Source organism: Cupriavidus sp. BIC8F, assembly GCF_032465815.1.
GTDB lineage: Bacteria > Pseudomonadota > Gammaproteobacteria > Burkholderiales > Burkholderiaceae > Cupriavidus > Cupriavidus necator.
In genome coordinates, this window is the sequence record NZ_CP136094.1 from 3,075,557 (window position 1) to 3,096,883 (window position 21,327).

The 21,327-nt window shown below is 64.8% G+C and carries 13 protein-coding genes, 3 pseudogenes and 1 riboswitch; of the genes and pseudogenes, 7 read left to right on the top strand and 9 right to left on the bottom strand.

What is annotated here, in order from left to right:
• Positions 1–17: 17 nt before the first annotated feature.
• Positions 18–956 (bottom strand): annotated as a pseudogene (locus tag RS901_RS14285) (IS630 family transposase); the annotation flags it as partial.
• A gap of 489 nt (positions 957–1,445) precedes the next feature.
• Here RS901_RS14285 and RS901_RS14290 point away from each other — a divergent pair.
• Together RS901_RS14290 and RS901_RS14295 are read left to right on the top strand one after the other, a co-directional pair.
• A complete protein-coding gene (locus tag RS901_RS14290; protein ID WP_316149434.1) occupies positions 1,446–3,692 on the top strand; it encodes a S8 family serine peptidase in 2,247 nt (748 codons plus the stop codon).
• Between the two features lie 532 nt (positions 3,693–4,224).
• Positions 4,225–4,640: pseudogene (locus tag RS901_RS14295) on the top strand (IS66 family transposase); the annotation flags it as partial.
• Positions 4,641–4,656: 16 nt separating this feature from the next.
• On the opposite strand, the pseudogene RS901_RS14300 reads toward RS901_RS14295, so the two are convergent.
• The 4 genes and pseudogenes from RS901_RS14300 to cobA all read right to left on the bottom strand — a co-directional run.
• Positions 4,657–4,782: pseudogene (locus tag RS901_RS14300) on the bottom strand (IS5/IS1182 family transposase); the annotation flags it as partial.
• A 175-nt stretch (positions 4,783–4,957) separates the two neighbouring features.
• A complete protein-coding gene (locus RS901_RS14305) occupies positions 4,958–6,253 on the bottom strand; it encodes a cobyrinate a,c-diamide synthase (RefSeq protein WP_316149435.1) in 1,296 nt (431 codons plus the stop codon).
• A gap of 2 nt (positions 6,254–6,255) precedes the next feature.
• The gene (cobO, locus tag RS901_RS14310) at positions 6,256–6,858 is read right to left on the bottom strand and encodes a cob(I)yrinic acid a,c-diamide adenosyltransferase (protein ID WP_316149437.1); all 603 of its coding nucleotides are present in this window, start codon (positions 6,856–6,858) and stop codon (positions 6,256–6,258) included.
• 18 nt (positions 6,859–6,876) lie between these two features.
• The gene (cobA, locus tag RS901_RS14315) at positions 6,877–8,028 is read right to left on the bottom strand and encodes a uroporphyrinogen-III C-methyltransferase (protein WP_316149438.1); all 1,152 of its coding nucleotides are present in this window, start codon (positions 8,026–8,028) and stop codon (positions 6,877–6,879) included.
• A gap of 280 nt (positions 8,029–8,308) precedes the next feature.
• A riboswitch (cobalamin riboswitch) is annotated at positions 8,309–8,562 on the top strand.
• A gap of 168 nt (positions 8,563–8,730) precedes the next feature.
• Here cobA and cobW point away from each other — a divergent pair.
• The 4 genes from cobW (at position 8,731) to RS901_RS14335 (ending at position 15,386) form a co-directional block, all read left to right on the top strand.
• On the top strand, positions 8,731–9,810 hold the full coding sequence (gene cobW / locus RS901_RS14320) for a cobalamin biosynthesis protein CobW (protein ID WP_316149439.1): 1,080 nt from the start codon (positions 8,731–8,733) through the stop codon (positions 9,808–9,810).
• Positions 9,811–9,814: 4 nt separating this feature from the next.
• Positions 9,815–13,621, top strand: a complete 3,807-nt coding sequence (gene cobN, locus RS901_RS14325; protein ID WP_316149440.1) for a cobaltochelatase subunit CobN — start codon at positions 9,815–9,817, stop codon at positions 13,619–13,621.
• Positions 13,618–14,706: an ATP-binding protein gene (locus RS901_RS14330; protein ID WP_316149441.1), complete on the top strand. Its 1,089-nt coding sequence runs from the start codon at positions 13,618–13,620 to the stop codon at positions 14,704–14,706. Before cobN ends, RS901_RS14330 begins: the two co-directional genes overlap by 4 nt.
• 98 nt (positions 14,707–14,804) lie before the next feature.
• Positions 14,805–15,386: a vWA domain-containing protein gene (locus RS901_RS14335; protein ID WP_316153511.1), complete on the top strand. Its 582-nt coding sequence runs from the start codon at positions 14,805–14,807 to the stop codon at positions 15,384–15,386.
• A gap of 23 nt (positions 15,387–15,409) precedes the next feature.
• Here the strand turns inward: RS901_RS14335 and cobJ are convergent, their stop codons facing one another.
• From cobJ to cobG, 4 genes are read right to left on the bottom strand one after another with little or no spacing between them, the layout of a single operon-like run.
• Complete coding sequence (gene cobJ, locus RS901_RS14340) at positions 15,410–17,158, bottom strand: precorrin-3B C(17)-methyltransferase (protein ID WP_316149442.1); 1,749 nt, start codon at positions 17,156–17,158, stop codon at positions 15,410–15,412.
• A complete protein-coding gene (locus RS901_RS14345) occupies positions 17,146–17,877 on the bottom strand; it encodes a precorrin-2 C(20)-methyltransferase (protein WP_316149443.1) in 732 nt (243 codons plus the stop codon). The genes cobJ and RS901_RS14345 overlap by 13 nt, the downstream gene beginning before the upstream one ends.
• Positions 17,878–18,504 carry a precorrin-8X methylmutase gene (locus RS901_RS14350; RefSeq protein ID WP_316149444.1) on the bottom strand — a complete coding sequence of 209 codons (627 nt, stop codon included), beginning with the start codon at positions 18,502–18,504 and terminating at the stop codon, positions 17,878–17,880.
• Positions 18,497–19,861, bottom strand: a complete 1,365-nt coding sequence (gene cobG, locus RS901_RS14355; protein WP_316149445.1) for a precorrin-3B synthase — start codon at positions 19,859–19,861, stop codon at positions 18,497–18,499. Before cobG ends, RS901_RS14350 begins: the two co-directional genes overlap by 8 nt.
• Before the next feature lie 191 nt (positions 19,862–20,052).
• Here cobG and cbiE point away from each other — a divergent pair, with 191 nt between their 5' ends.
• Positions 20,053–21,294 (top strand): precorrin-6y C5,15-methyltransferase (decarboxylating) subunit CbiE, encoded by a 1,242-nt coding sequence (cbiE, locus tag RS901_RS14360; protein WP_316149446.1) that lies wholly within the window; start codon positions 20,053–20,055, stop codon positions 21,292–21,294.
• The last annotated feature ends 33 nt before the right edge of the window (positions 21,295–21,327 follow it).

The window sequence follows — 21,327 nt, forward strand, 5'->3', positions numbered from 1 at the left end:
GCCTTCATGAACTTGAATCAGGCCGCATACTTCACCGAATGATGCTGAAAGTAACGTCGAATGCGTTCGGGCTGTTTCTGGGCACTGCGCAGATGGCTCGACGCAGCCTTGACGAGTTGCAGCTTGGTGCGAGCCGGTGCCCGCGAGGTGACGGCTTGCTTGATATCGGCGTTGGCCATCTCGTCGGGATTGAGTTCCGGGCTGTAGCTGGGCAGGTAAAACACCTCGATTTGCTCGACGTGCCGGGCGAGCCAGGCCTTCACCGGCTTGCTGTGATGCACCCTCAGGCTATCGAGAATCAGGAACACCTTTTTGCCCGCGTCCTTGACCAGACGGCGGAGAAAGTCGATCAAGATATCGGCGTTGAGCGCCCCCTCGAAGATCTTCCAGCGCATCTTGCCGCGATTGGTGACCGTGGAAATGATCGACAGCCCCTCGCGCTTGCTGTTGATGCGTACCACCGGCGTTTGCCCGATTGGCGCGAAGCTGGGCCCGCGCACGTCGTCAGATCGCAGTCCGGTCTCATCGCCCCAGTGGATCTCTGCATCCTCAGCCTTGGCACGCTGCGCGATCTCCGGATAGTCCTCGTCCAGCCATTTCCTGACCGCGGCAGGGGACTGCTCGTAAGCGCGGCGAATCGGTTTCTGCGGAGTGAAGCCCCAGCGCGACAAGTAAAGACCCATGGTGCGAACCGGCAGCCGGATGCCGAAGCGATGCTCGATCAACTCAGCAACCGCGCGACGGGTCCACAGTGCGTAAGCCATCTTCAATTGATCCGGCGTCCTGTCGCAAATCAGCTTGCGGACTTCGCGCTCTTGCTCGGCGTTCAACAAGCGCCCCTCGCCAAACCGACGCCCACCGATGGCATCTTGCAGCGCCGTCGCGCCGCCCTCGGCATGGCGCTGGCAGATGCCAAACACGCCCGTGCGGCTCAGCCCCGTTTGTGCCGCAATCTCTGCTTCGCGTAAAGGCCACGACGGCGACCGGCCAGCCATGGCAAGTGAATGGCGCCAACCCTCAAAAGAGATACCGTGTCGCTGTCCCCGATTTGCAGTCAAAGCGGAGCGCTTGCAATGCGAGCCAGCCGTGGATTGGCGCCGGCAATTCGGCAGCCACATATTTGTGAGAACCCCATGGACGCATTGCGGCACCAACGTTCTTTTGGGGTGGTGAAGCCACCAGGGCAACGAGCAACCGTTGTACGCCGATCGCTTGATCCTCATGGGTCTCTGGCGCGATCCGTCGCAGCCAACAAACGAAGAAACGGGGGGCTCGGCCCACTGCATTCGGATACGGGAACTCAAAACCGGCTACTCGGGCAATTGCGGGTTTTGTTTGCTCACTTGACGCCGTTCCGCTGATGGGTGTCACTTCGCACACAGTCCGCATGAAATTCGCCACTTTGCATCCTAGACTTCGAGAACTGTCCGTAAGGTCTTGATCTGATGGAAAATTTTCCGCATTTCACGGAACCGGTCGCGCTTGCTCGACCGCCTGGCGCACACCGGTTGGAAGCCCTCAGCCCGAAGCTGGGACCACGGTTGACGTTCTATCGGCGCGCCCTGCTTGACTTGTGGCCGCTGCTCCACGCATCAGCGGCTTTATTAATTGCCTCAAACAAGAAGGGGAAACCCAAAATGCGCCATTTCGCTGTACTGGGTTGTCTGGCGGCTGTCGCCTTGTCCATTCCGGCCGCGCCGCTGCCCGACTCAAACCGGCCGGCACCCGGCACGGAGGCAGCGCGTTCGGCCCGCCTCGTCGACAGTGACGGCGACCGGATCTCCGATGACCTGCAGGCGAAGATCGCGGCGGCACGGCCCGGTGACCTCGTCCGTGTCGTCGTCACGTTCAGCGGTCCGGGCACTGCGGTCACGGCGCGGCAGGCGGTCGGTGCTTTCACGCTGGACCGCGAATTCAGGATCATCCGCGGTTTCTCCGCCACCATGACGACCGCCCAGGCGAGGGCGCTGGCGCAGCAGCCTGGCGTGCGGCGGATCGAGGAGGACTTCACCGTTTCGACCAAGCTCAATGCCGCCCGCGCCGACTTCGGCACCGACGCGGCACGCGCCAGCTTCGGGGTGGACGGCGCCGGCATCAAGGGTTGCATCGTCGACACGGGCGTCGATCCGAACCACGAGCAGCTGGACGCGCGACCGATCCCGTTCTTTGATGCCATCAATGGACGGACCAGCGCATATGACGACCATGGCCACGGCACCCACGTCGCCTCGATCGCCTTCGGCGACGCCACGGGCGGCTCGGGCGCCGCCACCTACAAGGGCGTGGCGCCCGGCGCAGCGATCTACGCGGCCAAGGTGCTCGACCAGTCCGGCTCCGGACTCGAGAGCCAGGTCATCGCCGGCATCGACTGGTGCGTGTCCCAGGGGGTGCGGATCATTTCCATGAGCCTGGGCTCCAGCGCGCCGTCCGACGGACAGGACGCCCTGAGCCAGGCCGCCGATGCAGCGGTGAGCAGCGGTGCTGTCGTAGTAGTGGCGGCCGGCAATTCGGGCGATGAACCAGGCACGGTCGGCTCGCCCGGGGCCGCGGCGCAAGCCATCACCGTGGCGGCATGCGCGGAGTGGTCCGCTCCCGCCGGCGCGCCCAACCATTCGGACGGCATCTATGTGACGCCGTTTTCGAGCCGGGGACCGACGCTGGACAACCGTGTCAAGCCAGACATCTGTGCACCCGGACTGACCATCACGGCTGCACAGGCCGGCACGGTCAGCGGCTATGTCACCTACAGTGGCACCTCCATGGCCACGCCGTTCGTCTCCGGCGCCGTCGCCCTGGCTCTACAGGCGAATCCGCTCCTGTCGCCAGCGGACCTGCGGCAGAAGCTCGAAGCCACGGCGCAGGACCGCGGCCCGGCAGGCAAGGACAATGATATCGGCGCCGGTCTCCTCGACGGCTACGCGCTGGTGGCCAACGCCAAGGGGGTCACCAGCTACCAGCCAACCGTCTTTCCGACGTATCGCAGGGTCACCGCCAGCGTGGCGAATCATGGTCTGTGGAGCTACACGTTCTCCATCGCCCAGGCCGACCTCGGTGTTCCCATCGGTGCTACGGTCACCATCAACGGCCGGGCGAAATGCATCCTGCCGCTGTTGGGCAGCTGCTTCGCCGCGCAGTGGGATCCCGATCTCGACGCCAGGCTGCTGGACCCCAATGGCGTCGTGCTGTCTGAGAGCCTGTGCATGGGCGGCGTCGAATGCGGTGGCATCGGCCGTCAGGAAACGCTGCACGCACTGCCCACCGTGGCCGGGACGTACACCATCCAGGTGTCCCCGTCCGAGGACAGCGTGAACCGGGGCAAGGGCGGCAGCTTCGCCCTGGACCTGTCGACCGGCCCTCAAGGCGGCATCGCGAGCTTGCCCTTCGTGCACGTGGGCGGCCTGAGCGCCAGCAGCACCGGAAACAATACGGGATGGACCACCACCGTCACGGTCACGGCGCACGATGCCAGCCACAACCCGGTGCCGAACGCGACTGTGAGCGGAGCCTGGAGCGGCGGCTACAGCGGGAGTTCGGCCTGCACCACGGGCGCGGGCGGACAATGCATGGTCACGAGCGGAACGATCTCCAAGAGAAAGAACAGCGTGACCTTCACCGTGACCAACATCACCGGCACGCTCACCTACCAGTCCAGCAGCAACGACGTGACAAGCGTCACGGCGACAAAGCCGTGATGCCTCTGGGTTCGCGCTCGCAGTGCGAGCCGTGTACGGGACCGTCAGCGAAAAAGGCCGGCTGCGAGCAGCCGGCCTTGCGCTGGAGACTAATGAATAAAGTCCTGAAACCCGCAACTTACGGCGCCAAAAATATATAGTTTTGTCATATGTTCATGACTCGGTAGCGCTGAATCCTGAACAACTCCGGGCGCTTGTGACGGGCCTGCCGTGGCAGACATTGACCCGCGATCACGCGATCTGCGTGGTGTAATGGAGCGTGCGAGGACGTAAGCAGTTTCGATTCCGTGGTGGCTTTGGTTCTGGCAAACTGGCCGTATGAACTCGCCAGCAGACCTCAACGACCTCAGCCCGGAACAGCTTCGGACACTGGCTGCCGAGTTGATGGAACAGGTTGGTGAGAAAGATCGTGAGTTGCGTTACCGCCAGGCGCGTATCGACCAGTTCACGCACGAGATCTCGATACTCAAGCGCTTGAAATTCGGTAAGCGCAGCGAGCAGCTCAATGCCAAGCCCGAGAAACGACGCGCTTCGTCAGTTGCGCGCCAAACCGGTGGCCGAGGCGCTGCACACGTGGATGACCGGCCAGCGCAAGCTAGTTCCGGAAGGCTCCGCGATTGCGAAGGCGCTCGACTACAGCCTCAAACGATGGGAAGCACTAACGCGCTATCTTGAAGACGGGGACGTGCCCGTGGACAACAACTGGGTCGAGAATCAGATCCGCCCCTGGGCCGTTGGCAGGGCCAACTGGTTGTTCGCCGGCTCCTTGCGTGCCGGGCAGCGTGCGGCGGCAATCATGAGTTTGATTCGGTCAGCTCAGCTCAATGGTCACGATCCATACGCCTATCTGAAAGACGTGGTCACACGACTACCAACCCAACCCATCGCGCCAGTAACATTACTGAATTGCTACCACATCGCTGGAAGCCGGCTACCAGTGCCATCTAGCCGATGCGATCATCACCGGCGCATGTGGCGCAATCAGAGCCAGAAAATTGCGCCACGGTACAGCGCGCTCCATCTCGTCGAGGAACACGCGTTTGCGCGGGCGTCGGTTGCTCAAGTCCAGGCCAAGGTCGGTTTGTTTCATGCCCTCATTGTGCCTGGCAAGCACTCGCCCGAGCATCCGGACTTGTGCGAGTTTTGAACACCATCCCTAAACCAGAATGTCCGCTTCCAGCCAAATCAGAATGTCCTCCGGCAAGACCCAATTCCGGACACTGCGGTGACATCGCCAACGTTGTCGCGAATCGCGATGACTGTAGTTAGAAGGGACGGCCAAGAAATAGGGCTGCGGCGAAGGCTGGGTTCGAAGGCCAGTATCCGTGCATATAGGTTGCGATAATCGAGCCCTGCCGGAAAACGGCTTCGCCGGGTGCGCTACTTTTCGGCTTCATCGCTTTGGTGCGTGCGACAAGCGGCGTCTGCATGCTCGAGTAATGAAACGTATGGCCGGTCAGCGTGCCGTGCGCGCTGTTGAGCTGTTGCATGCCGAGTGCGACCAGGCGTTTGTGCATCGTGGCTGCACCGGGAAGCAGGCCGAGCATTGAGGCGCTCGCCCCGTCCGTTCCGGTCAGACTTTCCAGTAGATACAGCATGCCGCCGCATTCGGCAACGATCGGTCGCATTGCCTCTGCATGCGCGCGGATTGTCGCCGCACTGTGTTCATTCGCCGACAGGGTGGTCGCGTGCAGTTCAGGGTAGCCGCCAGGCAGATAGAGCGCGTCAGCATCCGGTAGCGCATCGTCGTTAAGGGGCGAGAAGAGGCGCAACTCCGCGCCAAGCTGCTCGAGCAGGCGTAAATTGGCGGGATAGATGAAGGAGAAAGCGGCATCCCGCGCGATCGCGATGGTCTTGCCGTCCAGCAGGAGCGGTATCGGCGGCTGGGCCGGTGCATCGAATGCAATCGCGGGCGGCAGCGAGGACAGCGCAGAGTTTGCCAGCGCGTCGGCCGCTTGATCTAATCTCGCATCGAGGTCGGCAATGTCGGCTGCGCGATGCAAGCCGAGATGCCGCTCGGGGAGGGCGATTTCGTCGGTACTTGCGATATACCCGCACCAGCGGACCGATTCCGGCAGCGCTTCCTGCAGCAGTTGCGCGTGGTATGGCGAGCCGACGCGATTGGCGAGCACACCGTAGAAGGGCACCTCCGGCCGGAAGTGCGCGAGGCCGAATGCGATCGCGCCGAAGGTCTGTGCCATGGCTTTCGCCGTGATTACCGCGAGCACGGGAATACCGAACATCGCCGCGAGGTCGGCGCTGCTCGGCGTGCCGTCGAACAGGCCCATCACGCCTTCGACAAGGATCAGGTCGGCGTCTTGCGCGGCTTCAGCGAGCAGCGCGCGGCAACCGGCTTCGCCTACCATCCACAGATCGAGCGAATAGACCGGCTCGCCGCTGGCCCGCTCGAGAATGGTCGGGTCGATGAAGTCCGGACCGGTCTTGAACACACGCACGCGCAGCCCCTGCCGGCGGTAATGGCGTGCGAGCCCTGCCGTGATAGTCGTCTTGCCCTGGCCGGAAGCAGGGGCGCTAATGACGAGGGCGGGGCAGGCTGGCATGCTCAGAACTCCACGCCGCGCTGGGCTTTCACGTGCTGCTCCCGGTACGGATGCTTGATCGCGCGCATCTCGGTGACCAGATCGGCGACTTCGATCAGCGCATCCGGCGCGTGCCGTCCGGTCACGACCACGTGCAGCATCGCGGGACGTGCGTCCAGCACGGCGAGCACTTCGTCCAGCGGCAGGTATTCGTACTTCAGTACCGTATTCAACTCGTCCAGAATCACCATCTGGTAGTCGCCGCTCTCGATCATCCGGCGGGCTTCATTCCAGCCCTTGCGGGCCGTTGCCATGTCCGCCTCGCGGTTCGCGGTATTCCATGTATAGCCGTCGCCCATCGTGACGAAGTCGCAGTTCGCGACTTTGCCGAGGAAGTCGCGCTCTGCCGTGTGCAGCGCACCCTTGATGAACTGCACGACGCCGAGGCGCATGTCGTGCCCGAGCACGCGCACGGCCATGCCGAATGCCGCGGTGCTCTTGCCCTTGCCGGTGCCGGTGTTGACGATCAGCAGGCCTTTCTCGACCGTGGCTTCGGCCTGCTTCTTCTCGTGCCCTTCCCGGCGGCGTTGGGTCATGCGTTCATGCGATTGCGGATCGGTTTTCATAGGGACTCAGTTAGCAGTTCAAAGGGGCGTAGGAGCGGGCGGAGTGCTGGGGTACGTCGCGATAGCGACTGTCACGCCATCAAGCATAAGCTTCGGCACGAGCAATGTGCCACCAGGGGCAGCGAGCAGCGCGCACGGCTCGCAGACACCGGGCACGCCGAGATGGTCCTGCACGGCAGTCGACCGCGCAAGCGTTGGTTGCGCATCGAGGCAGTCGCGAACCTCTGCCACAGAAAACGTCACGAGTGGCAGGTCGTTCTCCACGCAGAAGGTCTTGAGCGCCGATTCTTGCGCTTTCGCCTCGATTGTCGCTACGCATCGGATGGCTTGCAGGGGGCGTCCCCCAAGCGCAACCAGTGCGGCAGACCGAATCTGGTCGACCGTTACGCCGCTGCGGCAACCTATTCCGAGCGTAAGCGTCGGGGTGGGAGCGGCTATGTCGGGCGAGACTCCAGGCACGGCCGCGAGCGAGGTGACATCGCCGATGACAACGATGGTCGGCGGCTTCAGCCCGGCATCCGCGATGGCGGAGGGCAGTTGCGCAAGCGGGGCCGCAACGTGACGTTGCGAAGGCAGCGTGGCCGACTGAATCGCCGCGCTCGGGGTGTCCGGTGCCATGCCGCCCTGCAGCAATGCGTCAATGATCGTGGCAAGCCGGTGCATCCCCATATAGATCACGAGAGTCAGGCCGGTTGACGCCAGCGCGTGCCAGTCCGGCTCTTCATCGCCCGCGCTGTGGCCGGTCACGAAGATCGCGCCCTGCGAGAGCCCGCGATGGGTGATCGGAATGCCGATGGCCGCTGGCGCGGCGACACCAGCGGTAATGCCATGGATGACTTCCACCGGAATGCCGACATTCTGTAGCGCCAGCAGTTCTTCGCCCCCCCGCCCGAAGACGAACGGATCGCCGCCTTTCAGGCGTGCGACGCTGCGCCGGGCTTGCAGATGCGTCAGCATGGTCGCGATGATGTCGGCTTGCGGCGTGGATGCATGACCACCACGCTTGCCGACATGCAAGACCCGCGCGTCGGGACGCACGAACTGCAGGACGTCGGGGTTCACAAGTGCATCGATGAGCACAACGTCCGCCGCTGCGAGCGCCCGCACTGCTTTAATCGTGAGCAGTTCGACGTCGCCGGGGCCAGCCCCGATCAGCCACGCCCGGCTCATCGCGAATGCCCGGATGCCACGGTCGCGTAGTGAGGGTTGGTGCTAGGGGAGTGCCGAAAATCGGCGGGTCGGGAGAGAAAACGGCTCATGTTTCTCGAGGCTTTGGATACCGCTGCTGTACAGAAGGGGACAGAGCTCGAATCGGGGGCAGGGCGCCATGTTGGCTGGTCGGTCGTGCTGGAGCTGCGTGGAGCGGGGGCTCTCCCACGAGGCGTGGCGAAGGATAGCATAGCCCCGTGCGGGTGCCTGCCTTGACTGGTACCGGTGGCGACCCTACACTCGCGGCATTCTCGTGCTTGCCTGTATATCTTGACGCAGGCAGTTAAACGGGAAACAGGACGCCTCGATGACGGGCGCAACCTGTGCTGCCCCCGCAACGGTTCAGCGATATGGCGCCGCCTGGCAAGGCGGCTGCCGCGCCCGCTTCCAGCCCATACGCGACGTATGGGCCGTCGACCACTGCGCACGATGTGCGTGGGAAGGTGAAGCCGGCGTTTCGCCAGCCCGGATACCGGCCAGACAGGAGGAGTTGGGGCGCTGCGGGGATGCGGCGCCTGATCCAGACTTCATACGGCTGCGTTCGCGGCCCCATCGTCCCCGTTCTTGTCTGTCTCACTCACCGGTTGGCTGTCGCCCGATTCGTTCGATCGGATGCGCCCGGTTTTGGGGGCGGGCGGGTTCTCTTTCTCACGGAGCGATCGCATGTCCACCCCGATGCGCAAAATTCCTGTCACCATCGTCACGGGCTTTCTCGGCAGCGGCAAGACCACCCTGTTGCGGCACATTCTCCAGCACGCCGGCGACCGGCGGATCGCGGTGATCGTCAATGAATTTGGCGAACTGGGGATCGACGGCGAAATCTTGCGTGGTTGCGGCATCGGCTGCGATGACGCAGGCAACGAGGTAGAAGGCCAGCTTTACGAACTTGCCAACGGCTGCCTGTGCTGCACCGTGCAGGAAGAATTCTTCCCGGTGATGGAACAACTTGTCGAGCGACGCGACCAGATCGATCACGTACTGATCGAAACGTCGGGCCTCGCGCTGCCCAAGCCGTTGGTGCAGGCGTTCAACTGGCCGACGATCCGCAACAGCTTCACGGTCGATGCGGTCGTTACCGTCGTGGACGGCCCGGCCGCCGCCAGCGGCCAGTTCGCCGAGGATCCGCAGGCGGTGGATGCACAGCGCCAGGCCGATCCGAATCTCGATCACGAATCGCCGCTGCACGAACTGTTCGAGGATCAACTGAGCGCGGCTGATCTTGTGATCCTGAACAAGACAGATCTGCTCGACGAAGCGCAGCAGGCCCAGGTCGAGGCGCTGATCGCCGAAGAATTGCCGCCACAGGTCAAGATCGTGCGTGCGCAGCGCAGCCAGCTCGACCTGCATACGCTGTTCGGCATCGGTGCCGCATCGGAGGAAACGATCCATCTGCGGCACGACCACCATCATTCGGACGAGGAACACGATCATCACCACGACGATTTCGATTCGGTAGTCGTGCAGGCCGATGTCCTCTCGAAGAATGCGATCGTGGCGGCGCTGCAGACCCTGGTCGAGCAGCACACCATCTATCGCGTGAAGGGCTTCGGGGCGTTGCCAGGTGCCCCAATGCGGCTTGTGATCCAGGGCGTTGGCAAGCGCTTCGACAGCTACTTCGACCGTCGCTGGCAGGAAGGCGAAGCGCGCGTGAGCCGCTTCGTGCTGATCGGCGAAGAACTGGATCAAACGGTGTTGCAGCGCGCGCTGGAAGCGGCGCTAGATCTCGCAACCGCACAGGACTGACGCGATGCATCTGCTGCGCACGGTCCCGGGCGGCTTCGTCGACGACACCGAAGGGGTCGTACGTATTGATCAGAAGCCGGCCGAGATTGTCATCATGAGCTCGGCTGACACGACGCTCTCGCTGCTGGCGAGTGCCGTGTCCAGGCTCGGAGCGGGTTTCCCGTCGGTCAGGCTGGTCAACGTGACCTTCCTGCGTCAGCCGGCCTCGGTCGATTTCTACGTCGACGACGTGCTGCAATATGCGCGCGCCGTGGTGATCGACCATCTCGGCGGCGAAAGCTACTGGCCGTATGGGATCGAGCAGGCCGTCGACCTGGCCGCGCGCAAGCGGCAGATGCTGGCGATGTTCTCCGGTGACCTGCAGGAGGATCCCAACCTGATCGCGCGCAGCACGGCCGAAGCGGACCTCTGCCGCCAGTTGTGGCGCTACCTGCGCGAGGGCGGGCCGCAGAACGCTGAAGCCTTCCTGCGTTGCATCGCTTACCGGGCGTTCGGCTGGGGCAGCGAGCCACCGCTGCCGCACGTTTTGCCCGCGGCATCGCTCTATCATCCCGATCATCACACGGCAACCATCGCGGACTGGCACGCACGCTGGAAGCCCGGCGCGCCCGCCGCCGCAATCCTCTTCTACAAGGCCCATCTGCAGGCCGCCAACACGGCGGTGTTCGATGCACTGATCGTTGCACTGGAGGCACAGGGCATCAATCCGCTGCCGATTGCGGTGACGTCGCTGAAGGACGCCCTGAGTTATGCCGTCATACGCGAGCTGTGTGCGTCGGAGAGCGTTGGGCTGGTGCTCAATACGACGGCGTTCGCTGTCTCATCCCTCGATGCGGCGGAGACGTTCGAGCTGGCGGGCGATGCTCCCGTCCTCCAGGTGATTCTGAGCGGCGGCAACCGCGATGCGTGGCTGAAGGACAATCATGGCCTCAACGCGCGCGACATCGCGATGCACATCGCTCTGCCGGAAGTGGATGGTCGCATCATCACGCGCGCGATCAGCTTCAAGGGGCTCGATTACCACTGTCCGCATACTGAAGTGGATGTCGTGCGCTACATGCCAGACCCGGAGCGGGTCGCCTTCGTCGCGGAACTGGCGCGGCGCTGGCTCACGCTACGTACGCTGGACAACGCAGACAAGCGCGTGGCGCTGATTCTCGCGAACTATCCGGTGAGCGAGGGTCGTATCGGCAACGGCGTCGGGCTCGATACGCCGGCCTCGGCGCTCGCGATCCTGGCGATGCTGCGCGATGCAGGCTATCGGCTGGACACCTTGCCCGAGGACGGCGATGCGCTGCTCGGAAACCTTACGCAAGGCGTCACAAACGATCCCGCCTTGCGCGATCTGCGGCCGGCGCTGCAGAGTCTTTCGCTGACCGACTATCTCGGCTACTTCTCTCAGTTGCCTGTAGAGGTCCAGTCGGCGCTGAACGAGCGCTGGGGCGAGCCGCATGCCGATCCGACGATCCGGCAAGGGCGCTTCATGATCTCGGGCTGGCGCTGCGGGAACGCGTTCGTCGGCATCCAGCCGCCGCGGTCGCGCGAGCAGAACGACTACGCGAACTATCACGACGCAGAACTTGTCCCGCCGCATGCCTACCTTGCGTTCTACTTCTGGCTGCGCCACCGCTTCGGCATCGACGCCGTGGTGCACGTGGGCAAGCACGGCAATCTCGAATGGTTGCCGGGCAAGAGCGTGGCGCTCAGCAGCCAATGCTGGCCCGACCTGATTCTCGGGCCGCTGCCGCATCTCTATCCGTTCATCGTGAATGATCCCGGCGAGGGCAGCCAGGCCAAGCGCCGCGCGCAGGCGGTCATCATCGATCATTTGATGCCGCCCCTGACACGCGCCGAAAGCTACGGACCGCTGCAGGATCTGGAGCGGCAGGTCGACGAGTATTACGACGCGTTGATGGTCGATCCGAGGCGGGCCAAGCTGCTGCGCAGCATGATTCTCGCCACGATCGTCGAGCATCGCCTGCATGAGGAATTGAGCCTTTCGAAGCCGTCGGGGCAGGACGAGGAAGATACGCTGCTGACGCGCGTCGATGCCTGGTTGTGCGAGCTGAAGGAGGCGCAGATCCGGGATGGCCTGCATATCTTCGGACAGTCTCCGCAGGGCGTGCAGCGGCGCGATACGCTGCAGGCGCTGGCGCGCTTCCCGGTCGGTGACGGGCGAGGGCGCAACGCTGGCTTGATCGACGCGCTGGCTCACGATCTGGACACCGCGCAACTGTTCGATGCCCTGTCGCCAGACTGGTCGGCGCCATGGGACGGACCACGGCCGGATCTGCTGCAACGCGTCAGCGATGCGCCGTGGCGGCACAAGGGCGATACACGCGAGCGGCTGGAGTTGCTTGCGGGCGAATTGCTCAGCGGCCTGTGCGATAAGGATGCAGCGCCATTGCCGCCCACACTGCAGCGAACGGCTGAAGTGTTTGCGCGCCTGCGCGAAGAGGTACTGCCGCGTCTCGACGCCTGCGGTAGCCAGGAACTGACCCAGCTACGTCGGGGCCTTACCGGCCGCTTCGTGCCGCCGGGGCCGAGCGGTTCGCCGTCGCGCGGCCGTCCCGATGTGCTGCCGACGGGCCGCAACTTCTATTCGGTTGACACCCGTGCGATTCCTACCCAGGCCGCGTTTGCGCTGGGGTTGAAGTCGGCGCTGCAACTGATCGAACGACATCTGCAGGAGCACGGCGACTATCCACGCGCGATTGGCCTGTCCGTCTGGGGCACAGCGACGATGCGCACGGGCGGCGACGACATCGCGCAGGCGATGGCCTTGCTGGGCGTCCGCCCGAAATGGGCGCCGGGCAGCCATCGGGTGACCGATTTCGAGATCCTGCCGATCACCGCATTCGACCGGCCCCGGATCGATGTGACCTTGCGCGTATCCGGGTTCTTCCGCGATGCGTTCCCGAATGTCATCCATCTGTTCGACGCGGCGGTACAGGCCGTCGCCGATCTTGACGATGAGCCCGAGGAAGTGAATCCGATCCGCGCGCGCGTGCTGCGCGAGCGTGATGCATGGATCGCCCGCGGGCTGCCCGCCGACGAGGCGCGCCGGCGCGCCGGTTGGCGGGTATTCAGCGCGCGGCCGGGCACTTATGGCACTGGCCTGCAGGAGATAATCGACACGCGTCGCTGGCAAGACGATGCCGATCTGGCCGAGGCGTATCGGAACTGGGGCGGCTATGCGTACACGCATAAGTCGGCCGGCGCGGTGGGCGGGGAAGCGGCGCGCGAAGCGTTCGGCATGCGTCTCGCGGCGATCGATGTTGTACTGCACAACCAGGACAACCGCGAGCACGACGTGCTCGATTCGAACGACTACTACCAGTTCCAGGGCGGCATGGCCGCCGCGGTGCGGCATCTGTCAGGCACGCAGCCGGCGCTCTATCACGCGGATCACAGCAACCCCGCCTCGCCCGCGATCCGTCCCCTGCATGAGGAAATCGCGCGCGTGATCCGATCGCGCGTGGTGAATCCGAAATGGATTGAAGGGGTGAAGCGACACGGTTACAAGGGCGCTGCCGAAATCGCCGCGACCGTCGACTATCTGTACGGCTATGATGCGACGGCCCGCGTGGTCGCCGATCATCAGTACGCACTGGTGGCCGATACGTACCTGAACGACGCCAATACCCGTGCGTTCATCGAGCAGCACAATCCGCACGCGCTGCACGCGATCTGCGAGCGCTTGCTGGAGGCCATGCAGCGGGGCTTGTGGCAGGCGCCAGGGCCGTATCGCGAACAGGTGGAGCAGCATCTGCTGGCTTCCGAGCAGCATCTCGAAGGGGTTCGTTCATGAGCGTTCTGCATGCGTCTGGTATGGGGCAAGCGCGGCCGGCGTTTCCGTTTGCGGCATTGATTGGCCAGTCCGCGCTGCAGCAGGCGCTGCTGCTGGCTGCCATCGATCCCGGTATCGGCGGCGTGCTGGTGAGCGGGCCGCGCGGCACGGCCAAATCGACGGCTGCGCGAGCGCTGGCGGAACTGCTGCCGGAAGGCCAACTGGTCACGCTGCCGCTTGGTGCGAGCGAGGACAGGCTGATCGGCACGCTCGACCTCGAAACGGTATTACGCGAGAACACGGTGCGCTTCTCGCCGGGCCTGCTCGCAAAGGCACATCAAGGCGTGCTGTACGTCGATGAGGTAAACCTGTTGCCTGACGCGCTGGTCGATGCACTGCTGGACGTGGCGGCCAGCGGCGTGAATACCGTCGAGCGGGACGGCATTTCGCACAGCCACGACGCGCACTTCGTGCTGGTCGGCACGATGAATCCGGAGGAAGGCGAGTTGCGCGCCCAACTGACCGATCGTTTCGGGCTCATGATCGAGTTGGAGAACTGTTTCGACCCGCGTGTCCGTCAGCAGATCGTCAAGGCGCGGCTGGCGTTCGAGCTTGATCCACAAGCGTTTCGCGCGCGATATCGGCGCGAGCAGGACGCCTATGTGCAAAGAATCGTTCAGGCGCGTACAGCGATTGCGGCGCTTGATTTCAACGAAGCGGTTCACGAGCGAGTGAGCACGCTTTGCATCGCAGCGGCGGTCGACGGATTGCGCGCCGATCTGGTGATGCTGCGCGCAGCACGCGCGCTCGCGGCTTACGAACAGGCGGGCCGTGTGACGCCAGGGCATGTCGACCGCGTTGCCGCGTCGGTACTGCTGCATCGGCGGCATGCGCAGGACGATAGCAAATCTTTGTCCTCCGGACGGGCCGAGGGCAATGCGACGCCGCGAAAGGATGAGCCTTCATCGTCCGCAGCAGGCACCGCGAACGCCGAAGACAACCATCAGCACCTGAGTGACTCGGCGGACTGGGGCTATCTGCCGCCGGATCCGGTTGGCATCGACACGGTCAAGGGCGTGCTGCCGCTGCGCCCAAAAAAACGCTGAACCATCGGAACAATGCCGCTGCCGGGCAACCCGGCAGTTTCCGGTGGTCAAAGGGCACAGGGCGAACGGGACGCGAGGGTATCGGCAGCGCACAGCGGCTGGCCTGGGTGCCGACGCTTGCGGCCAAGGGAGCGCGCCCACTCGATGTTTCGCATTTGCGCTTCCGGCCCGAACGCTCCAGTCAAGGCATCCTGCATTGTTTCGTGCTCGATTGCTCGGGGTCGATGCTGGCCGGGCGGCGTCTCGCGCAGGCAAAAGGGCTGCTGGTCGCGCTGTTCGAGCGGATTGGCCAAGCGCGCGACGAGGTTGCACTGGTGTGCTTCGGCGGCAACCGCGCGGATACTCGCTTCGGGCCCGCAATTCCGCGCTGGTGGAACGAGCGCTGGCTAATGCCGGTCGGAGCCGGGGGCGGCACGCCCTTGCTCCAGGGGATGCGCCACGCCCGCGCGTTGCTGGCACGGGCCGAGCGGCGCAACAGTTCACAGCAGCGCTGGCTATGGGTGTTGACGGATGGCCGCAGCACGGGGCTGCCCGAACGGCCATCGGAAGCCGACCGGACGTTCGTGGTCGATTTCGAGCACGGGCCGGTCAGGCTGGGGCGATGCGCAATGCTCGCGCAGGCGTGGGACGGCGTTTATCTTTCGCCTGACGACTTGTTGGGCGAAAGCTTGCGGACATAGGGCGAGGCGCGCCGAAAGCGCCGTCAGCCGGCCATGATCGGCTTGTCGGGCGGAACGGGATACCAGCGGGGTGTGTAGACCCATGCGGCGGCGGCGCCATCGCCGCGCGCAATCGTGCGCGTCGTCGATGAGCCGATGATCACCATCGTACGCATATCAACTTGTTCGGAACGCAGCGCACCGAGGGTCGTCGTCGTCAGGGCCGCAGCGGGCCGGCCGATGTCGCGGCCCAGCACGACAGGTGTATCGGTTCCTCGAACTGCTCGTACGACTTCCAGCGCGCGATCGAGCTGCCACGGCCGGGCCCGTGAAATCGGGTTGTAGAACGCCATCACGAAATCGCCTTCTGCCGCATGCCGCAGGCGTGTTTCGATGGTGTCCCACGGCTTCAGGTTGTCGGACAGCGACAGGATGCAAAAATCATGGCCCAGTGGGGCGCCTGCTACGGCTGCCGTCGCCATCGCCGCCGACACGCCGGGCACGATAGCCAGTTCGACCTGCGCCCAGGCCGGGTCGCATCCCTGATCGAGCGCTTCAAGCACGGCGGCCGCCATGGCAAACACGCCTGGGTCGCCGGACGACACCACGACGACCCGCTGGCCGCTAGTGGCCAGTTCGAACGCATGGCGCGCGCGCTGCAGTTCTTCCCGGTTGTCCGTGCAATGCAGGCGCTGGTCGGGGCGGAACGGCCCGGCCATCCGCACGTAGGTCTCGTAGCCGAGGATGTCGGTCGCTTCGTCGAGTGCGCGGCGCGCGGCGGGGGTCAGAAGATCGGCTGTGCCGGGACCGAGGCCAATCACGCTCAGCTTGCCGCGCGCGTGTCCGATCTGGTCGACCTGCCACGGAGTTGGGCTGACAGCCAGTGCAACGCCCGGGGTCGACGTAGCCAGCACTCGCCCGGGTTGCGACGGCATCGCGGCATCTAGCAAGGCCTGCGCATCGTTGCCAGTCGTGTGGATGCCGCGCAGCGGGACGTTCAGCTCGGCAGCGGCCTGTGCGGCGGATTCGTCGCCGAGCCGGTGTCGCGCAACGAGCAGCGCGGCGAGTGATTGTGCGGCGATACCATGTGTGTCGAGGGCGTCGCGAACCGCCGAGCCAATCGGTACGCTCGTATCGGCGATGGCTGCTATGACGCATTGCGGATGAATCAGCAGTTCGTCGGGGTTGCCCTGCCACGCCGACTCGCTCACGCGGATCGATAGCCGCGCATCGCTGTCCAGCGGTACGCCTGTGCCGTCGAGCCAGGGCGCCTCGCCTTCCAGTCGCGCTGACTGACCGGCCAGCAGGCTGGAGACGAAGTGCTTGCCCTGCTCGATGCTGGCGAGGCGATAGCCTTCCGGCGGATTCAGCAGGCAGGTGCCGAAACGGAGTTCGCCGCTGGTGGTGATTGCGGGCGTGGTATCAAGGGCCGCGGCGATCTCGCGTGCCAGCACGTTGACGCCCGCGAGGCCGCCGAGCAACGGCACAACGGCGCTGCCATCCTCGGCTACGGCCAATACCGGCGGCTCGGCGCCTTTGTCAGCGAGTGCCGATGCGAGGCAGCGGATCACGATGCCCGCTGCGCATAGTACGACCAGGGGGGTATTGCTGCGGTACAACCCGCGCAACAGCTTGCCAAGATTCGTGTAGGTGGCATCAGCGTCGTTGGCTTCGATGCGCTCGTGCAGCCCGTAGAGACGCGCCCCGGGATAGCGGTGCTGAATGCGGCGTGCAGTAGGCAGCGCAGAAGGCCCGAGCACCACGATGGCGGGCAGGGTGTTCAGCGTTGCCATTTCTGTCCTGGCACAACGAGCAGCGAAAAATACGGCGAGGCCATCGGATTGACTTCGGCCAGCGGCACGATGCGCTGGTTCTGCATGGTCGCGCGCTCGACGTAGTGCGCGCGTTCGGCCAGGCCCAGTTCGTCGAGGACCCGGCGCACCTTGTCGAAGTTGCGGCCGAGCTTCATGATGACCGCCGCGTCGGCGGCGGCGAGCCGTTCCTTCAGTTCGTCCTCAGGCAGCACGCCCGAGAGTACTGACAGGCTCTGGTTGCGATAGACGAGCGGCGTGCCGAGCACGGCCGTGCCACCCAGCATCGAACAGACCCCCGGCACGACTTCTGTGTCGAAGCGCGTGGCCAGCCGGTCGTGCAAATACATGTACGAGCCGTAGAAGAACGGATCGCCTTCGCAGATCACGGCCACGTCGCGTCCGGCTTCGAGATGCGCGGCCACCGCGGCGGCGGATTCGTCGTAGAAATCGGCGATCACCTCTTCGTAGGACAGCGGTGGTTCGAGCGCCTCGGTCGTGACCGGATAGACGAGCGGCAATTGGGTCTGCCGCGCGTCCAGATGTGCTTCAATAATGCCGAACGCATTGCCTTTCTTGCCCTTCGCGACGAAGTAGGCAACTACGTCCGCACTTTGCAGCAGACGCAGCGCTTTGAGGGTGAGCAGTTCCGGGTCGCCGGGGCCGACCCCGATGCCGGACAGACGGCCAGGTTGTGTCATTTATTCGATCTCTGAAGCAAGGGCATTGACGGCGGCGGCGGCCATCGCGCTACCACCGCGCCGACCTTCGATACAGACGTAGGGCACGCCGTAACTTTCGGCGGCAAGTTGGGCTTTCGATTCCGCCGCACCGATGAAGCCGACGGGAAAGCCGAGGATTAAGGCCGGTTTGGGTGCGCCACCGGCCAGCATGTCGAGCAGATAGAAGAGTGCGGTTGGGGCGTTGCCGATCACGACGACGCTACCAGCGAGGCGAGGGCGCCACAATTCGAGCGCGGCTGCCGAGCGGGTATTGCCGAGTTCGCGTGCGAGCGCGGGCACGCCGGGGTCGCTCAGCGTGCAGACCACCTCGTTTGCGGCGGGCAGGCGCGCACGTGTAATGCCTTCGGCCACCATCCTCGCATCGCAGAGGATGGGCGCGCCGGCCAGCAGCGCTTCCCGGCCTGCTTTGCCCGCACCGGGAGAAAAGCGCAGCGCTTCGACGATCTCGACCATCCCGCATGCGTGAATGACCCGGACCGCAAGCTTCTCGAGGTCGGCGGGAATGCGCGAGAGATCGGATTCGGCGCGAATGGTCGCGAACGACTGGCGGTAGATCTCCTGGCCGTCGCGAATGTAATCAGACATCAGAGGTGCTCCGGGCTGACCGGGCGATTTCACCGGCCGCCTGTTCGAGGGAAACGTGACGAGCCGCACAAGTGCCGAAACCGGTGCTGCCGTCGCGTCGGTACATATCGTAGGTGCCAGGCGCCACGGCCAGCAGCGTGTGTGCGGACTGATGCGCGGCGGCGCACGAGCGCGGGCAGCCGCTCAGGTGAATGTCGTGGCTGGCGCCCAGGCGCTGCGCGAGCGCGGTCGCATCGGCCTTCGTATCGGCCAGTGCACGCGCACAGCCAGAAGATCCGGTGCACGCGATCATACGGGCCAGTGGCTCACGCCCCGTGCATGCGAAGCCGAGCCGGGTCAGTGCAGACATCGTGCGGTCGATATCTTGTTGCGCCACGTCGGGCAGCAGCACGCCCTGCCACGGCGTCATGTGCAGCGTCGAGCTGGCCGATACCTCGCGGGCGAGCTGGGCGAGCGCACGCAGGGTGGATGTGTCGAGCCGGCCGAGCGGCGGTTGCGCGCCGATCCACCAGCGACTCGCGTCGCGTTGCCGGTGCGGGCCGAAGCGTAGCATCGGGTCGGCGGGAATGGTCTGCGGCCACTCCGGTACGGGCGCAGGGGCGAAGTCGAGATACGTGCGCGCCTGCTGCAATAGCTGTTCCGGCGAATGCGTGACGAGCAGATCGCGCATGCGCGACTGGCCGGGTTGTGCCAGGTCGAGAAATGCGTGTAAGAGGGCGCGTACGAGCGCGGTCACCTGAGATGGCGATGTCGCGCCCCATGCTCGGCTAACCGATGCCAACTCGATGCCCGAGGGCGGGCAGCCCGCGAAGCCGAAAGCGAACTGTACGCAGGCGTCGGCATCAGGGCAGGTGCGCGGAAGCGCCAGAAGCCAGATGTCGTGCGGATGCTCGCGCATTGCGAGCCGCTCGCCGCCGTCGAGCATGAGCGCGAACTTGGGCGATAGCTGTGCGAAGCGTGGCTCGGCCAGCAGCATCGCGAGGAGTGCTTCGGCAACAGGTCGGGTGTCGATCGTAGCCGCTGGGTCGCGTCCGGCCACGGGACTGATCATCAGGTTGCGCACCGTATCCTGGGCTGCGGCGGCTTGCGGACTCAGATCGCATTGTCCCCCCGGACCGAGGCCCGCCTGGATCAGTGCCATGCTGAATGCCGCTTCGTGGCCGGCTCGTATGCCGCGCACTTGAAGGTTCGCCCGGTTGGTGACATCGATGGGGCCGCTCGCGTACTGTTCTGCCGCGTGCGCTAGCGCCTCGGCGTGCGCGGCGCTCAGCATGCCGCCGGACAGCCTGATCCGGCAGATGCCGCCGTCGCGTGTCGGCACGATGTGCAGCAATCCGGGGCAGTTCGACGTAGACATGGCGGGAAAATCGGGGGTTGAATCGGGGCGCAAATCGGGCCGTAAAGCAGAAGGCCGGTGGCGCGTGCAAAGCGCACGCGGGCTACATGGCGCGTCTGTGAGCTGGGCGCACGCGCTGTCGCTGCTGCGGCGCTGTATTATGCCTGCTTTTCCTGCCCTCAAAGCAGCTCGGCCTTTGGGCTGCCCTCCAATTGAACAAGTCTGATCTGGAAAACGAACCTCGCACCGCATGGCTGACGGTGGTAGGCATCGGCGACGATGGTTTCGCCGGGCTCGGCCGCGCCGCGCGGCGCGCGCTACTGGCAGCGCATACCATCTATGGCGGGGCGCGTCATCTCGCCATGCTGCCCCGACGGATTGGCGCGCAGCGGGAAGCGTGGCCAAGTCCGTTTAGCATCGAGCCCGTACTCGCGCGACGCGGTTCGCCGGTCTGCGTGGTGGCCAGCGGCGATCCGATGCTGTTCGGGGTCGGCGCGACGCTGGCGCGCGCGGTGCCCGCTGGTGAGATCAACGTGATTCCCTATCCTTCGTCGATCTCCTTTGCTGCTGCCCGCCTGGGATGGGCATTGCACGAGGTTTCCCTCGTGTCGCTCGTTGGCCGTCCGCTACCCGCGTTGCAACCTGCGCTCCACGATGGCGCGCGCGTACTCGTTTTGAGCGCGGGTTGCAGTACGCCGGCGGAACTTGCCACATGGCTGACCGCGCAGGGGTACGGCCCTAGTCGTATGACCGTATTCGAGCATCTGGGCGGCGAGCGGGAGCGTTGTGTGCATAATTCGGCACGCGCATGGAATGCGCCGGACGTGGCAGCGTTGAATCTGGTGGCGATCGAGTGTCGCGCGGGCCGTGAGGCGATGCGCCTGCCCGTGACACCTGGTTTGCCCGACGAGGCCTATCTTCACGACGGTCAACTGACGAAGCACGACGTGCGCGCCTTGACGCTGTCGCGCCTCGCGCCCGTGCCCGGGGAACTGCTATGGGATGTCGGGGCGGGTTGCGGATCGATCGGCATTGAGTGGATGCGTGCGCATCCGACTTGCCGGGCTATCGCGATTGAAAGTCATGCCGAGCGGCAGCGCTTCATCCGGCATAACCGCGACGCGCTTGGCGTGCCCGGATTGCAACTGATCGAACGACGCGCGCCGGAGGCGCTACGGGGGCTCGATACGCCGGACGCGGTGTTCATTGGTGGTGGTCTCACCGTGCCTGGCGTGCTTGAAACTTGCTGGGATCGGCTGCGTGGCGGCGGGCGACTGGTCGCCAATGCCGTGACGGTTCAGGGCGAGGCCGTACTGGCGGCATGGCGGGAGTCTCATGGCGGTGCGCTGACCCGGATCTCACTCGCCGAGGCGCAGCCACTCGGACGCTTCGATACGTGGCGTTCGGTGTTGCCGATCACAATGCTGGTCGCGAACAAGGCGGAGCAGGCGTGAAGCAGCAAGAGCGCGCGACAAGTCGGGCCGATA